Here is a 15,793-nt window from a genome sequence, read left to right as displayed (position 1 = left end):
ATTTACCTGTCACATTAAATGTGTCTTGTATGGTGCGTCAGACTGCTTAATTGCTGTCAATCAAGATATTTTTAAGAGCTAATTTGTCAACTCAAGTAAACACACATCTTGCAAGAGTTCCTTAACTGATATCTTGCATCATTCTCAATAACCGTAGGGCGATGCACTGCACACAACGTAAAAATTAGGGTTTGAGCGAATTTTTAGGAGTGCATCGCCGCCCTGTAATCGCAATAAAGCAACTGGTGCAAGATGTAAGTTAATGATAATTTTTGTAGGGTGGACGGGTTTCCCGGCATAAAGCCAGTGGCGTGGATAATAGGGGATCTACAAGTGTTGGATACCACACGAAAAAGTTTTCAAACATCCTCTAAGTTCTGAGACATATCAAATAATCACGAGTTTCCGTAATTTTTTTACAAAAAGTAACATATTTTTTTAGTGTTACTTTTTATGAACTATTTACGGAATTTGCAGTTTTAGGTGTGCATAGGATAAACTCCTGAACTTTTCATAACTAAGACCTGAATTTTCCAGAAACACAAATAATTATCATCTTGATAGGATTTAACAAGACTGAAAAACAGTCGATTGAGAATTTGTATTCAGGAGATTTAAAAGATATGTCCGCAGAAAATGCAAAAGAAATGATCAATGCTCTCCAGCAAAATGAAGCATTGAGAAATCAAATAGAAAGTAGTAGTTCCAGTGCTGAAGCAGCATTTAATCTAACTGTAGAGTTAGGCAAACAACAAGGACTAAATTTTACTGCTGAAGAATTTCAGCGCGAATTAGAAGCGCGGGGATTAGGTGTCAATACAGATGGCGAACTAGAGAGCTTATCGACAACTGTAGGAGAAGAGGGTGAAATTTCCGAAGAAGCTCTCGAAGCCGTTGCTGGTGGATTTTATTACGGCAATAGCCGTGGTTCAAGTTGCTCTCAATGGTAAAAGATGAAGGTTAATGTGTTGTTTGAGGACTAACCCAACACATCTGTACATCATCTTTGGCATTTCAATATCATTTTAGCAGGGGGGGAGCATCCCAAAATGGCAAGAACATCGTTGAGTCGGTTCTCGACATCGACATATCCTTGCAAAATCGGACTCTCCCATTGTTTTCCCTGCTGATAGAAATTGACTAAGGGACTTTTAAGTAAAAAAATATTCGATTGTCATTGTTGGCTGTTAACAGTTAACAGTCAACAGTCAACAGTCACCAGTCACCAGTCAGCAACTCATAAATAAAACCAGAGTTCCATAGCTTTATTGAATGAGGAAAAGATAATATGCTGCGGACAAGTAGTTATACAATCTACGTAGATTTACCTAACAACCCAGAGGAAGTCCTGCTTGTACACGGCTACTCAGGTGCTTTTGATAAAGTTAAGCGACCAATAGCTACTTATTTACGTTCAACTGAAGCTAAGGAACGTCCCAAACCTCTCTACGGAGAATGGGTTTCTGAACCTCCTATCGAGTCAGATGTTGTTGCACCTTCTCCAGCAACGATAGAGTCACTCAAACGGCGGGGTTACTTGACGGAAATGACGGTGGAAGAAGAAGAAACATTTTTCGTCAAGATGGCGACGAAACTGCATCAGATTGAAAGTCTGTTGATGCCAGTTTACATTATTATGCCCACCTACAGCTGCAATCTGCGGTGTGCTTATTGTTTTCAAGATCATATGCGGACTAACCCCGCATTCAAACACTTGTTGCAAATTATGCAGCCGGAGATAGCCGATAGAATTTTTGCAGCCATGCCCCAAATTGAGGCAGGTCATGGTGTACCAGTAGATGCAGATATTCCTCGTGGTATCACCTTCTTTGGTGGAGAACCGTTGCTAGCAGAAAATCACTCGATTATTGAATACATTATAAATAAGGCATTATCTCTGGGTCAGGCACATTTCGATGTGATTAGTAATGGAACTGAGTTACACGCTTATAAAGATTTGCTAGGCCCTGATAAAATTTCATCAGTGCAGATTACCCTGGATGGGCCAGCACTGGAACACGATAAACGCCGCATCTATGCTGATGGCAGTGGTTCTTTTAACAAAATTGCTGATAACATCACAATGGCATTGGACTTAGGGGTGCAGGTAAGTGTGCGGATGAATATTGACCGCAACAATATCCAACAGTTGCCTCAGTTAGCTGATGAAATTATGGCGCGTGGTTGGCATCACTACGAAAAATTTGCTACCTATACGGCTCCCATCCATGCCTCTAATGAAAACACAGATGTAAAAACAACTTTTAATTCCTGGCATTTGCAGAAAGCTTTACAAGAAATGCGTCGTGAATATCCAAAGATGGAAGTTATTTTGCCTCCTGATGATGCCTTGCCTGATACAATTAGACAAATATTTGAACAATATAAAGATCCATCACAAAAGAAAAAATCTTTGCCTCCTTTTAAAGCCAGTTTTTGTCAAGCACATAAAAAAATGTATGTTTTTGACCCCTTTGGTGATATCTATGCTTGTTGGGAGAAAACTGGGGATAAAAAAATCCGCATTGGTCATATCACTGAAAACAATGAAGTAGTTTTAAATGAGGAATTGAATCAAACTTGGCGGAATCGTACAGTTGTCACTAACCCTACTTGTCGTAAATGTCGTTACGCCCTTTACTGTGGTGGTGGGTGTGCAGTATTGGCGATGAATCACACTGGTAATTTTCATAGTAACTATTGTGATGGTTTTGGCAATCGTTTCCGTGACAACGTAGCTAAGGCGTATCAAGATTATGTTTCTGATGCTCAACCCCTGGTGAAGCGAAATATTCCAGTCTGTAGTTGCTAGCTGGCAATGAGTTGAAAATTACAAGTTTGCGTCCAGGCTGATTGGCCTGGACTGCTTTTTCCACAATCACAGGGGACGATAAATATAGTGTTTGAACATAAATTTCAAAATCGTTTGTTTTTTACCCCGATATATGGATTTAAATTAAATTTATCAGAGAGTTATATTGCCGAACTCATTCACGAAAGTCATCAGCTTTATCGAGAACAGGGGATTTATCAGGAATATCGCAGCACTAGGGATGCGTTTCAAAGTAAAGATGATATTCATCATCATCCGTTATTTAAAGAATTTTTTGATGTGATTGTGCAGGCATTTAGTGAAGTTGTCTGCAAAGATTATCAAATTGAGGTTGCAGATAGACAGAAATTCTTTGTCAAAAAAGCCTGGGTTAATGTTAACCCTACAGGAGGCTATAATGTAGTCCACAATCATCCTAATGCTTTTTTTAGCGGTGTTTATTATTTGCAAGCCGATCAGGATTCAGGAGAAATTGCTTTTCTGAATCCAGTATCAGAACAGGGCTTGACTATGCCACATGAATTAATTCACCAAAGCAGTATTTATACTAGCGATCGCTATTTCTATTCGCCGAGAAAAGACCTACTTCTTTTATTTCCTTCTTACATCAATCATTACGTTCATCCAAATAAATCTTCAGAAGACAGAATTTGCGTGGCTTTTAATATCGGCAGATAAGAAAATAATCATAAATTTCAGCAAATATGACATTAGAAAATCCTCAACAAATTACAAACATAGTTATTCTGGGTGGCGGTTCAGCCGGTTGGTTATCCGCCACATATTTAAATCAAATCCTGAACGGTGGTAAAGGCAGCCCTTGTCAAATTACCTTAATAGAGTCTAGTGATATTGGCATTATTGGTGTTGGTGAAGCCACAATTCACACCTTTCCTGGCACGTTAAAATTATTAGGAATTAACGAAAGTGAATGGATGGTTAAATGTAATGCCACCTTTAAAAATGCGATTAAATTTGTGAATTGGTCGGGTTTGCCGGGAAAAGATGTGTATTGGCATCCGTTAAGTGATATAATTCGCACTACAGGTTTATCTATTCCTATTTTTCACTATTGGCTGCAAAGTAAATTCCAGGGTAATTCAGCAGCTTTTGATGCTAGCTGCTTTGCAGCAGTTGAGTTGTCTGAGTCTCAAAAATCACCTAAGTCTGTAAACAATCAGAATCCTCACACCCAACTCAGCGACTATGGTTATCATTTAGATGCTGGGTTGTTAGCTACTTATTTGAAGGAGAAGGGAAAGTCAGAAGGCATTAGACAAATTGTCGATAACGTCTTAGATGTTGCTTTCGATGAACATGGATTTATTCGGCATTTAGTCACAGAAAATCATGGTGGAGTTGCCGGAGATTTATTTATTGATTGTTCGGGATTTAGCGGCAGACTGATTAATCAAGCACTGCAAGAACCGTTTATTTCTGATAATGATTGCTTATTGTGCGATCGCGCCGTGGCTATACCAGTATTCTATGAAAGTGGAGACAAGTATAACGAAAAGCGGGGCGGCATCAATCCTTACACCACCTCAACGGCTTTAAGTTCAGGATGGGCATGGAATACGCCACTTGTAGAGAGAAGCGGCAACGGTTATGTTTATTCCAGTGCTTTTATTTCTCCTGAACAGGCCGAAATGGAGTTAAGACAGCACTTACAAGAATACACTACTCCCGCCCGACATCTACAAATTAGGGTAGGTAAAACTCGCAATACCTGGGTAAAAAATTGTGTCAGCATTGGCTTAAGTAGTGGATTTATCGAACCCTTGGAATCGACAGGGTTATATTTGATTGAAGCGGGATTGTATCATTTACTCAAGAATTTTCCCGACCGGAAATTTGATCCCATACTTAGGGACAATTACAATCAGACAATGCAGGATTTGTATGAAGATATCCGCGATTTCATTGTCCTTCATTATTGCTTAACTCAAAGAGAAGACACTCCATTTTGGCAAGCTAATAAATATAACCTGAAGATTCCCGATTCATTGCAGCAGCGATTGGAACAATGGCGATACATCTGGCCTAGTCACAATTTTTCCGCAGTCTCTCAGCCATTGTTTGGAGATTATTCTTATGTATGTATTTTGGCAGGGATGGGATATTTACCTGAGAAAGCTTTGCCAATAGCCACATATCAGCCAACTTTATCTCTACAGTTATTCGCTCAATTAAAAAATTATGCTCAACATTTGAAAACCTGTTTGCCAAACCATGTTGATTATCTCAAAAATATTCATCAGCGAGAGATTTTGTCCAATATTTTTATGCTAGGCAAACAGGAATAAACTGAATGGCATTACAGGAATGACAAACAATCAAATGACTATCGAAAAATTTGTTCTTAGCAGTTAAACCTTGCCTCTTACCTATCTCCACGAAAAGACTTGTTCAGGCAACCCTAATTATAAAATGGGTAGAAGTTTGATGGTTGATGACTAAAATTTCGGTAAGAAGACGATGAATTACTCATTGGAAAATTATTTACGCTTAGTGGTTCCTTATCTCTCAGATGTACTCGTTTCCCAACAACAATTAACTGCCATAAAACATCTGACTGAAATTTTGCCACCTCTGTCGCCAATGCTTTTAGAATGCCGACTGGCAGCAGAGCAACCAAGAGTAGATGTATCAGTAGGCTTACAACCTATGAAATTTCTTATTCCTGAACCACTGATATCTTATCCATTTTGGCAACAGCTTGAAAGTTTCTGTCAAGATTGGACAACTGTTAATTCTTTTGTGTATCAGACAGTTAAGGATATGTGGCTCGAATTTGATCTTGATGGATTAACAGATGGGTTAACGGTAGCTTGTTGGTTTTTTAGTTTGCGGGGAGAGGAGTTTCAAGATAAGAACATTGAGGCTAACTTAAAGTTAGTAAAATTAATATCATTGTTGCAAAATTGTCCCCTTGATCAGCAGCGCAAGGCTTTAGTTGGGCGGTGTGTCAATGCCTTACCTGATGGGGTAGGAATAAGTCAAATTGGGGCAATGCGATCGCGTCCCGGAAAACCATTGCGGATCAATGTTGATGGTTTATCCCCACAGATGATTCCCACTTATTTAGCTAAAATTCAAGGTGAACCAGTGCCGGCTGATTTGACGGAGATGATCACCCTCATTCAACCTCTAAGCGATCGCATAGTTTTGTGCTTTGATATTGAAGAGCAAATAGGCTCTAGAATCGGACTGGAATGTTATTTAAACCAACAGCCCAAAAAAGAACCTCGCTGGAGTGAATTCCTTAACCTTGCCGTAGCAATGAAATGCTGCACGCCTCAAAAGCGAGATGCCCTTCTACAATGGCCTGGGTTAATTCAAAAAAAAGATCAGCCAGAACTTTGGCCTGTTAATTTACAATACTTAGACTCATTGATCAGCCCTGGTAGCTTTAGTGTGTTCTGGCGCACCATCAATCATCTTAAGCTAGTTTATCAACCCGGTTGCCCTTTAGAGGTAAAAGCTTATTTAGCTGTTGGTCATCGTTGGTTCAAGGCTGATTGAGCCGATTTGTTGACCTCTCACCGCCTGGCTGAAAAGCGCGAGAATACAATTTCAAGAATTTTTTGATTTTTGACTTTGCCTGTTCCAAATCATTTACTCCCCGCAATTAATTTCATTTTCTCTCTATTTGAACCATATAGTTCCACAAATCTATTAAAAAGTAACATATTTGCTTGCTTAGAAGACCTACTACCTTTCAATAAACGTTCAATATCAATTTCCGCTAAATTTCTCAGATAAGGTAAATCTTCCCAGAGAGTTAAACAAGAAGCAAGATGTAATAAAATTTGCAAGATTGGTTTAGGCCATTCCAAATCACTATAAATTTCTATAAAGAATTGATGTTCTTTCTCAGTTAATGGTACAGCGCAAAATATTACTCTTATTCTTTTATTATTGTAGACTGGAATACTCAATTCAATAGTATATGGAGTATGTAAGATTAAATCCACCTCAACTATAGGTCGTCTCCACATTCGCAAAGGATTAGCCGGCTCATCTATCAACGTTTGAAACTTGATGATTCCACCTATATTGGTAGGTTGGAATTCACTAACATTCAAAACTTTCAAATTATTTAAACTAAAACTATGAACAGTTTCTAAATGTTTCAGGTTTAAAAGATGATAAATTTGGCAGAGATAAGGAAAAGGTAAAATATACTCCTGGCTAATCATGTGCCTTTTTTTTAGCTCAAAATTATTAGTCTGAGTAAAGCAGAAATAGCCTTGATATGGACTTATATCAGTATTTTCATCCAAATTATCTTCAGGTTTTAAATATAGCCAAATCAGGAAAAAGAGAGAGGTTGTAAAAATCTGCAATATTTCTGTTGCTGATAAATATCCATCAGCAAACGCCGCCATACTTCTGTCAGTGATGCCAAAAATCCAAGACGGTATCCCAAAAAACCAAATACCTGTCCTGAATTTATTAATAAACTGATAAATTTCAAATTGTACAGGATTATTGTCGTTATTCTTGGCTTTTATATTATCATTATCTATAGACATAGAAAATTATCATAAATAAAGATTTATTACAACTTCTATGTTAGTAAGAGATAATGCTTGACAACTCTGCCTCTAGCTGTAAAGCAGAGTTGAAAATATTGTGCTAAATAACAAAAATCTCTGACAAAAACTTAAAACTTTAGACAGAGAAACTGAGCAATTATTGATTAGTCTATAGTTATATGTTGCGACTATAGACTCATGGATTCACCAAGCAATTTAACTGGTCTTCTGCATTATCCACTGCATGAGACTAGGAAATAATCGATAGACAGTAGTAGTCACTGCACCAGAACCAACGACTATTTCATCTTTGTGATGTTTGACGACATCCCAAATGGCTTGAGCTACATCTTCAGGTTGACTAGCTACAGCAGTATTTAAGATATCATTCATCTGCTGGCGATACTTTTGAGCTTCTTGTTCATCCTTACCGCGAAATTGCGATCGCTCCATAAAATCGCTGTTAGTAACACTCGGTTGTACTGCACAAACATGAATACCTTTTGGTTGTAATTCCAGGCGTAAAGTCTCAGTTAAACCTGTAACAGCATACTTACTTGTACAATAAGCAGTCATATTAGGTAACGGCATTTTGCCACCAAAAGACCCCACATTGACAATTGTCCCAGTACCTCGCTGCAAAAAGTGGGGTAGTATTGCTTGAATTGTGTATAAATAAGCCCAAAAATTAACATTCATTATCTGCTGCCAATCACTCAAAGAAGTATTTTCGATTGGCCCTGTCATGCAAATCCCTGCATTATTTACCAATACATCGATATGACTATAAACATCTAAAGCTTTCTCTATCAGGTGGTTTACCTGTTCCACTTGGCTAACATCCGTAGGGATAGCTAAAGCTTGTCGTCCCAAATTTCGCACCTCAGCCGCCACAACCTCTAAACGTTCTGGCTGACGTGCGGCTAAAACCACATCATAACCTTGTTGAGCGAATAACAATGCTGTGGCCTTGCCAATACCTTGAGAAGCACCCGTGATAATTACTGTAGGAGACATAGAATTATGACTGTGAACAATGTATTATTTGTGAATATTTCCACCAAATTTTCTGCAAAACGGCAGCAATGACCATCCGTCATGCGAATGAAACTGATTTGTCAGCAATAGTAGCAATATATAATGCTGCAATTCCTACCCGCCTCGCCACTGCTGATTTAGAACCTGTGTCTGTAGAAAGTCGCCGTGCTTGGTTTCAGGGACGAGTGGCTAATAAACGTCCCCTGTGGGTAATCGAACAACAGGGAGTGATAGCAGGGTGGCTGAGTTTCCAATCATTTTACGGACGACCAGCCTATCACGCCACCGCCGAAATTAGTATTTATATCGCCCCAGCCTTCCATCAGCGAGGCTTAGGAAAACAACTATTAGCCACAGCTGTTCACGAAAGCCCCAACTTAGGTTTAAAAACCTTGTTGGGTTTTATTTTTGCTCACAATCAACCCAGTTTAAAATTATTTCAATCCTTCGGGTTTGAAAAATGGGGACATTTACCCCAAGTCGCAAACTTAGACGGTGTGGAAAGAGACTTAATTATTATGGGACTGAGGATAGGGGACTAGGGACTGGAAGGGACTGGGAGGAGATGAGGAAGCAGGGGGAGCAGGGGGAGCAGGGGGAGCAGGGGGAGAAAAACTAATGACTAATGACTAATGACTAATGACCAATGACCAATGACTAATGACTAATACCCCATGCCCCATACCCATTTAGCAACATTTATAATTAATCTTGCCCTATTTAGTTCGTTACCATGTCGGAAGAAGATATCCGTGCCGCTAGGCTGGAGAAAGTAGAACAACTCAAGCAGCTAGGGACTAACCCCTACGCCTATCGTTGGGAATCTACCCATCATGCAGCCCAATTGCAAGAAAAATTTGCCGATTTACCCAGTGGCGAAGAAGTTGATTTAGAAGTCGCCATTGCTGGGCGCATTATGGCGCGTCGCGTTTTCGGTAAATTGGCTTTTTTCACCTTGCAGGATGAAACAGGCACAATTCAACTGTATTTGGAGAAAAATCGCATTCAGGAAAACATGGCAGAGGTTGATGCCGATGCCTTTAATCATCTCAAACAACTCACAGATGTAGGGGACATCCTGGGAGTCACAGGTACTGTCAAACGGACTGAAAAGGGCGAGTTATCGGTTTACGTCAAACAATACACCATCCTCACTAAATCCCTTCTGCCCCTACCCGACAAGTGGCATGGGTTGACGGATGTTGCCAAGCGATACCGTCAACGCTACGTGGACTTGATTGTTAACCCTGAAGTCCGGCAAACTTTTCGCCGTCGCGCCCAAATTACGGCGGGAATTCGTCGCTATTTGGAACAACGTGATTTTTTAGAAATTGAAACGCCAGTTTTACAAAGTGAAGCTGGGGGTGCTGATGCGCGTCCGTTCATCACCTACCACAACACCCTGGAAATGGAGTTGTATTTGCGAATTGCTACAGAACTCCATCTCAAACGGTTAATTGTCGGTGGTTTTGAAAAGGTGTTTGAATTGGGGCGAATTTTCCGTAATGAGGGAATTTCGACTCGACACAACCCGGAATTTACATCCATTGAAATTTACCAAGCCTACGCCGACTACAACGATATGATGGCACTCACAGAAGGTATTATTACCACTGTGGCGCAAGAAGTCCTCGGCACGCTGCAAATTACCTACCAAGGCGAAACTGTAGATTTAACACCACCTTGGCGACGGGTGACAATGCACGATTTAGTTAAAGAAGCTACTGGCTTAGATTTCAATTCTTTCCAAACCTTGGAAGAAGCCAAGGCAGCTAGTAAAAATGCCGGATTAACAGGTATAGAAGATGTACCTTCCATTGGCAAACTGTTAAATGAAGCCTTTGAACAAAAGGTAGAAGCTAACTTAATTCAGCCTACCTTTGTGATTGACTATCCTGTAGAAATTTCGCCTCTAGCTAAACCTCACCGTTCTCAGCCTAGCTTGGTGGAAAGATTTGAGTTATTTATCGTTGGGCGGGAAACTGCCAACAGTTTCTCAGAATTAACTGATCCTATCGACCAACGAGAACGCCTAGAAGCACAAGCAGCCCGCAAAGCTGCGGGTGACTTAGAGGCTCAAGGTGTAGATGAAGATTTTCTGGCTGCTTTAGAATATGGTATGCCGCCCACTGGCGGTTTAGGTATTGGTATTGATCGGTTAGTCATGTTATTAACTGATGCTGCCAGTATCCGTGATGTGATTGCTTTCCCCTTACTCAAGCCAGAAAAATCCGAATCTTCCCCAGAGTCAGAGTCTTAGTAAATAGTCGTCACCAAATTATTAAAACCTGGAGAAACTTGATATTTTAGGTTTCTACAGGTTTTTGTTTATACTATTTTATAATGTCAAGACTGACGCAACTAGCATATTATTTTAAGTTCGTAGTGAGGACTTTAGTCCTCAAAATCAGGACTAAAGTCCTTACTACAAACCAATTGCCTGATACTTACTAACAAACTTGAATATGTCTGAAGAAAAATCCAACCAAGCACAATTACCTCCAACTAATGCCATTGAACTTCCCTCTATTAATGAATTTGATACTTGGTTTACATATCCTATCAAAGTACATCCCCATCACACTGACTATGCGGGTATTGTCTGGCATGGTACTTATCTGACTTGGATGGAAGAAGCACGGGTAGAATGTTTACGCTCTATCGGTATCGAGTTTGCTGATTTGGTGGCTTTAGGCTGTGACTTGCCTGTTGTAGAACTTTCTGTGCGCTATCATCGCTCCCTTCAGTTGGGTATGTCCGCCGTGCTGAAAACCCGGATGAATGAGGTTACGGGTGTCCGCATCAATTGGGATTATGCTATTGTCTCCACCGATGGACAGCAATTATTTGTGACTGCCAAAGTGACATTAGTGGCATTAGACCGGGAAAGAGGTAAAATTATGCGTCAGTTACCACCTAGTGTGAAAGATGCTTTAGCAAAGGTTTCTAATTTGCACAATAACTAAATCAAAGATATGGTTAGGGGGGCTGTGCATCGCCCCACGGTGATTGAGGGTAATGCCAGATGTCAGCTACTTAATATTTACTTGCCAGTTGTAATCTGCGAGGCAGTTTGAAGCAATTGCATAATTTGTTGCCAAATATCTTGCGGTGTAATACCAAAACCAATATTTAATAAAATGAGTATTGCCGCAATCGTTAAGGCATTGGTGACAGTTGCTTTTAATATCTTCCAAACTATGATGAAGACTATCCAAGCTAAAATTAAGGTAGGAATCATAAAGATAAATTCCTGAAATTTTCCCTTTTGTTAAGGGCATTTACGTGTAAATTGTAATTTTATTTTTCGCAAAATTACTTAAAAAATCCTCGCAAGTTGTGTTATTATTAACAATAAATGTTATTGACTTGGTGGACAATTTTAAGTAATTATTGCTTTTAGAGTATACAATCAATCGGCTGTTTATTCCTGATAAAACACAATTTTTTTAGACAAAATTACTAAAAAGTTTTTTATTTCTCCGTAGATATATAGAAAAATTATCAATAAAGAAATATGTAAGAGTGCTGAGGGTGGTGTGTTTAATTCACCATCCTCATTATGTAGTTGTTCTTTCTAATACAACGGGGTGATAAATAGACAAAAAAGCTGATTTTATGGGGATGAAAACCTCTGTTTTTTGTCTGTGGGTACTAACTGCGTGCAGAAATTACACGCGAGTCAGTATTTAACTTTTTAGTAGCGGCGATCGCTTCTTGTCTTGCCCATTGATCTGCTGCCAAAATATCATCTAAGGAAGGATTGGCACAGTTATCATTTTGATGGCGATCGCACACCCATTCAATACACCGAGGAATATCTAAAAATTTGATTTTCTCATCGAGGAATAAAGCCACCGCTTGCTCATTAGCCGCATTCAACACCGCCGGCATCGAACCGCCAGCTTTACCAGCAGCATAAGCCAACCGCATACAAGGATACTTTTGATGATCTGGTTCACGGAAGGTAAGATTACCAGCTTTGACTAAATCTAGGCGTTCCCAGTCGGTGTAGATGCGCTCTGGCCAAGATAAAGCATACAATAACGGTAAGCGCATATCCGGCCAACCTAGTTGCGCCAGTACAGAAGTATCTTGCAGTTCAATCAGCGAGTGGATAATGCTTTGGGGATGGATGACAATATCGATATCTTGGTAATCTAACCCAAACAAGAAATGTGCTTCAATTACTTCTAGACCCTTATTCATCAAAGTTGCAGAGTCTACGGTGATTTTCCGCCCCATCGACCAGTTAGGATGTTTGAGAGCATCGGCAACTGTCACCTCTGCTAATCTAGCTACATCCCAATCCCGAAAAGCACCCCCAGAAGCAGTCAGTAGAATCCGCCTCAAACCGCCTTTTGGGACACCTTGCAGACATTGAAAAATTGCTGAATGTTCAGAGTCAGCAGGTAATAATTTTACGCCGTGTTTTTCGATTAACGGTAGAACTACGGGGCCACCAGCAATCAGAGTTTCTTTGTTGGCTAAAGCAATATCTTTACCTGCTTCAATGGCGGCGATGGTTGGGAGTAACCCAGCACAACCTACGATGCCTGTAACAACTGTTTCCGCATCACCATAGCGAGCTACTTCGATGACTCCTGCTTCACCACCTAGTAAAATAGGCTGGGGATCAAGGTCTTTGATAGCTTCTTGGAGTGCTGGCAGTTTTTCTACGGCAGAAATGGCGGCGATGCTGGGTCGAAATTGGCGAATTTGAGCAGCTAACATTTCTACATTGCTACCAGCCGCCAATCCCACAATCCGAAACTGATCTGGGTACTGAGTGACAATATCTAAAGTCTGAGTACCGATTGAGCCGGTCGAACCAATAAGAGTTATAGCTTTCACAATTGCTTAATTATTGACAGATAACTCTCACTATAAATTGCTTCGGACTCATTCAGAACAGCGATCGCCACAATAAATATACCAATATCAGCTAGAAATCGCTTATACCTAGAAATTCTGACTCATACTTATTCATCATCTAGCTGGGGTTATTTCCTATTTTTATGTAATTTTTTGTGTATTTGAATACTTGTGTGTACCCAAAAAATGTTTAGGATACTGGTTAAAATATTTGAATACTCAATGCTTGATGTCAATTTTACCAAAAAAACATAGTTATGTTAATGTTTAGTTTGCTCTGAAAAATGTGATAGACATTAGTACAAAATAACACTGTTAAATACCAACAGCATCGGCAATAACAAACAATACATGAGGGAATTTTTCAAACGACTAGAGCCTATGGACAAAGTGCAAATATTGATGACAAAAGCTGTATGGAATAATGATTTTCTCTTTCCGGTAATGATGTGGTCTTTGAGCCGGATTTTAATATGGATAAGTATTTTGTTAGTTGCGCCCCATTTACCATCATCACCCACAAACATTTTATCTAGTTGGGGTTGGGGAATGTTTGATGCTTGGGATGGTAGCCATTATCGGGCGATCGCTACCACTGGTTATCAATTCGTCAATGATGGAAAACAACACAATCTCGCCTTCTTTCCCCTGTTTCCCTTCAGTATCAGGGTATTGATGAAGTTGGGTTTATCCTTTGAAGTTGCAGGTTTGTTAATCAACAACTTGACATTTTTAGCAGCACTTTACTGTTTATACTTATGGCTAAAAAAATGCTATGGCGTGAGAGTAGCGCAGTGGGGTACTGCTGTCCTTTGTTGGTATCCCAGTTCAATGTTTACAGGAGTAATTTACACCGAAGGATTATATTTATTTTTGAGTACAGCCACATTACGGGCTTTTGATCAACAACAGTATGGCTGGATGTCACTTTGGGGTGCGTTGGCGACAGCTACACGCCCCACAGGTTTGGCGTTAATTCCAGCATTAATCATTGCAACTTGGAAGGAACGCAAACCGCCAATTGCTTACATTGCCAGTTTAGCAACTGCCACTGGCGTATTACTATTTAGTTTGTATTGTCTTATTCGTTTTCATCACCCTTTAGCTTTTATTGCTGCACAGCGAGGTTGGCGGCCTTCTTTGGGGTTTGATTGGCAAGGTTGGTTAAATATGCTGATGCAAATTGTTGTAGGTGCAAAAAACTGGCAATTTGGTTGGTTGCGTAACTCATCTGACTTGATTAACGACCCTTGGCATCCTTTAATATTTACGATAATTGTGGGCGGAGGCTTTTGTTTATGGCACTTCCGTAAATATATGCACTCAGCAAAGATAGTCTACGGATTTTACACTTTAGTTTTATTGTTGTTGCTGTTAATAGAAGAACACTTGATTAATCACCTGCTCAATGCTTTTATGGTCTTGGCTGGCGGTTATGTATTATGGTATGTTCGAGCAAAACTCACACCAGTAACTTTCTTTTATGGCTTGTGCGGGATTGGTTTGTTGTTAGCTTCTGGCGGAACAATATCTTTAAGTCGCCTTGCCTATGGTATCGTACCTTTGAATGTAGCCATAGGTGTATTATTGTCTCGCTATCCGCGTTTAGGATATTTCACCTTTGGTGTATTTGTGATATTAATGACTAGGCTAGCTGTAGGATTTGCTCAAGAACAATGGGTAGGTTAGAAATGGACAAAGAGTTATACCTACAGTTTGCAAAAGTAGAAGATAGTCATTGGTGGTTTGTCGGTCGTCGTCTAATTGTAGATAAAATTATTCGGCAACTAAATTTAGCACAAAACTCTCATATTCTAGAAGCAGGTTGTGGCACAGGTGGCAATTTAGTTATGCTATCCCGTCACGGTCAAATTTCTGCTATGGAATTAGATACAATGGCTTGTCAAATTGCTAATCAGAGACAAGTCACACAAGTAAAATTAGGTAGCCTACCTGATAAAATTCCTTTCACCGATGATTATGATTTGATTGTAATTCTCGATGTTTTAGAACACATTGATGATGATTTAGCAACACTAAAAGCATTATATGCCAGGTTAAAACCAGGGGGTTTGTTATTAATTACAGTCCCCGCATATCAGTTTTTATGGAGTCGCCACGACGAAATAAATCATCATAAACGTCGCTATATTTTGAGGAGTTTAAAACACATCGTCAAGTTAGCTGGCTACAGTGTACATTACAGTAGCTACTTTAATATCTTTTTGTTTCCTGTTGTGGCAACTGTGCGTTTATTGCGGAATTGGTTACGTCTGGAAAGTTCTGAGGATGCTAGCAGTGACTTAAAATTACCTACTAAACCTATAAACCAATTTTTAACATTTTTATTTGCCAGTGAACGTTATTTGATGGGTCGCTTTGGTTTACCGTTTGGTGTCTCTATTTTATTGGTGGCACAAAAAACTTTGCCAAGTCATGAAAGATAATTGAGAAAATACACGATTGTATGTATAAAATCAATTAGAAAATCAGAATAAACAAATTA

General features: G+C 39.6%; 14 protein-coding genes. 10 read left to right on the top strand and 4 right to left on the bottom strand.

Translation table 11 applies throughout. From position 1 onward, the window contains the following. Positions 1-623 precede the first annotated feature (623 nt). The 5 genes from A3775_RS07690 (at position 624) to A3775_RS07670 (ending at position 6,358) form a co-directional block, all read left to right on the top strand. A complete protein-coding gene (locus A3775_RS07690; protein WP_066377815.1) occupies positions 624-950 on the top strand; it encodes a Nif11 family protein in 327 nt (108 codons plus the stop codon). A gap of 338 nt (positions 951-1,288) precedes the next feature. Beyond that, positions 1,289-2,812, top strand: a complete 1,524-nt coding sequence (locus A3775_RS07685; protein WP_066424418.1) for a radical SAM/SPASM domain-containing protein — start codon at positions 1,289-1,291, stop codon at positions 2,810-2,812. A gap of 87 nt (positions 2,813-2,899) precedes the next feature. Further along, positions 2,900-3,511: a TIGR02466 family protein gene (locus tag A3775_RS07680; RefSeq protein ID WP_066377811.1), complete on the top strand. Its 612-nt coding sequence runs from the start codon at positions 2,900-2,902 to the stop codon at positions 3,509-3,511. 26 nt (positions 3,512-3,537) lie between these two features. After that, positions 3,538-5,139, top strand: a complete 1,602-nt coding sequence (locus tag A3775_RS07675; RefSeq protein WP_066377809.1) for a tryptophan halogenase family protein — start codon at positions 3,538-3,540, stop codon at positions 5,137-5,139. A 172-nt stretch (positions 5,140-5,311) separates the two neighbouring features. Continuing rightward, positions 5,312-6,358: a hypothetical protein gene (locus tag A3775_RS07670; protein ID WP_066424416.1), complete on the top strand. Its 1,047-nt coding sequence runs from the start codon at positions 5,312-5,314 to the stop codon at positions 6,356-6,358. A gap of 89 nt (positions 6,359-6,447) precedes the next feature. Here the strand turns inward: A3775_RS07670 and A3775_RS07665 are convergent, their stop codons facing one another. After that, entirely contained in the window at positions 6,448-7,371 is a 924-nt protein-coding gene (locus A3775_RS07665; RefSeq protein ID WP_066424414.1) for a hypothetical protein, read from the bottom strand. Between the two features lie 219 nt (positions 7,372-7,590). After that, positions 7,591-8,391, bottom strand: coding sequence for an SDR family oxidoreductase (locus tag A3775_RS07660; RefSeq protein ID WP_066424413.1), 801 nt, complete (start codon positions 8,389-8,391; stop codon positions 7,591-7,593). A 68-nt stretch (positions 8,392-8,459) separates the two neighbouring features. Between A3775_RS07660 and A3775_RS07655 the strand changes: the two genes are divergently transcribed. The 3 genes from A3775_RS07655 to A3775_RS07645 all read left to right on the top strand — a co-directional run bounded on the left by A3775_RS07655 (position 8,460) and on the right by A3775_RS07645 (position 11,378). After that, the gene (locus tag A3775_RS07655; RefSeq protein WP_066377804.1) at positions 8,460-8,954 is read left to right on the top strand and encodes a GNAT family N-acetyltransferase; all 495 of its coding nucleotides are present in this window, start codon (positions 8,460-8,462) and stop codon (positions 8,952-8,954) included. A gap of 191 nt (positions 8,955-9,145) precedes the next feature. Beyond that, on the top strand, positions 9,146-10,672 hold the full coding sequence (lysS, locus tag A3775_RS07650; RefSeq protein ID WP_066377856.1) for a lysine--tRNA ligase: 1,527 nt from the start codon (positions 9,146-9,148) through the stop codon (positions 10,670-10,672). A 205-nt stretch (positions 10,673-10,877) separates the two neighbouring features. Continuing rightward, positions 10,878-11,378 carry a thioesterase family protein gene (locus A3775_RS07645; RefSeq protein WP_066377858.1) on the top strand — a complete coding sequence of 167 codons (501 nt, stop codon included), beginning with the start codon at positions 10,878-10,880 and terminating at the stop codon, positions 11,376-11,378. Between the two features lie 77 nt (positions 11,379-11,455). Here the strand turns inward: A3775_RS07645 and A3775_RS07640 are convergent, their stop codons facing one another. After that, the gene (locus tag A3775_RS07640) at positions 11,456-11,653 is read right to left on the bottom strand and encodes a hypothetical protein (RefSeq protein ID WP_066424411.1); all 198 of its coding nucleotides are present in this window, start codon (positions 11,651-11,653) and stop codon (positions 11,456-11,458) included. Positions 11,654-12,066: 413 nt separating this feature from the next. Then, positions 12,067-13,266, bottom strand: coding sequence for a 1-deoxy-D-xylulose-5-phosphate reductoisomerase (dxr, locus tag A3775_RS07635; RefSeq protein ID WP_066377866.1), 1,200 nt, complete (start codon positions 13,264-13,266; stop codon positions 12,067-12,069). A gap of 402 nt (positions 13,267-13,668) precedes the next feature. On the opposite strand from dxr, the gene A3775_RS07630 reads away from it, so the two are divergent. Continuing rightward, positions 13,669-14,976, top strand: a complete 1,308-nt coding sequence (locus A3775_RS07630) for a mannosyltransferase family protein (RefSeq protein ID WP_066424409.1) — start codon at positions 13,669-13,671, stop codon at positions 14,974-14,976. Positions 14,977-14,978: 2 nt separating this feature from the next. Next, on the top strand, positions 14,979-15,734 hold the full coding sequence (locus tag A3775_RS07625; protein ID WP_066424555.1) for a bifunctional 2-polyprenyl-6-hydroxyphenol methylase/3-demethylubiquinol 3-O-methyltransferase UbiG: 756 nt from the start codon (positions 14,979-14,981) through the stop codon (positions 15,732-15,734). The last annotated feature ends 59 nt before the right edge of the window (positions 15,735-15,793 follow it).

Origin of the sequence: Anabaena sp. 4-3 (genome assembly GCF_001597745.1) — a bacterium.
GTDB lineage: Bacteria > Cyanobacteriota > Cyanobacteriia > Cyanobacteriales > Nostocaceae > Trichormus.
This window is presented reverse-complemented; position numbering and strand designations above follow the sequence as displayed.

Coding starts and splice junctions, on each gene's coding strand:
- A3775_RS07690 (WP_066377815.1), top strand. CDS start 624: ATGTCCGCAGAAAATGCAAAAGAAATGATCAATGCTCTCCAGCAAAAT.
- A3775_RS07685 (WP_066424418.1), top strand. CDS start 1,289: ATGCTGCGGACAAGTAGTTATACAATCTACGTAGATTTACCTAACAAC.
- A3775_RS07675 (WP_066377809.1), top strand. CDS start 3,538: ATGACATTAGAAAATCCTCAACAAATTACAAACATAGTTATTCTGGGT.
- A3775_RS07670 (WP_066424416.1), top strand. CDS start 5,312: ATGAATTACTCATTGGAAAATTATTTACGCTTAGTGGTTCCTTATCTC.
- A3775_RS07665 (WP_066424414.1), bottom strand. CDS start 7,371: ATGTCTATAGATAATGATAATATAAAAGCCAAGAATAACGACAATAAT.
- A3775_RS07660 (WP_066424413.1), bottom strand. CDS start 8,391: ATGTCTCCTACAGTAATTATCACGGGTGCTTCTCAAGGTATTGGCAAG.
- A3775_RS07655 (WP_066377804.1), top strand. CDS start 8,460: ATGACCATCCGTCATGCGAATGAAACTGATTTGTCAGCAATAGTAGCA.
- lysS (WP_066377856.1), top strand. CDS start 9,146: ATGTCGGAAGAAGATATCCGTGCCGCTAGGCTGGAGAAAGTAGAACAA.
- A3775_RS07645 (WP_066377858.1), top strand. CDS start 10,878: ATGTCTGAAGAAAAATCCAACCAAGCACAATTACCTCCAACTAATGCC.
- A3775_RS07640 (WP_066424411.1), bottom strand. CDS start 11,653: ATGATTCCTACCTTAATTTTAGCTTGGATAGTCTTCATCATAGTTTGG.
- A3775_RS07630 (WP_066424409.1), top strand. CDS start 13,669: ATGGACAAAGTGCAAATATTGATGACAAAAGCTGTATGGAATAATGAT.
- A3775_RS07625 (WP_066424555.1), top strand. CDS start 14,979: ATGGACAAAGAGTTATACCTACAGTTTGCAAAAGTAGAAGATAGTCAT.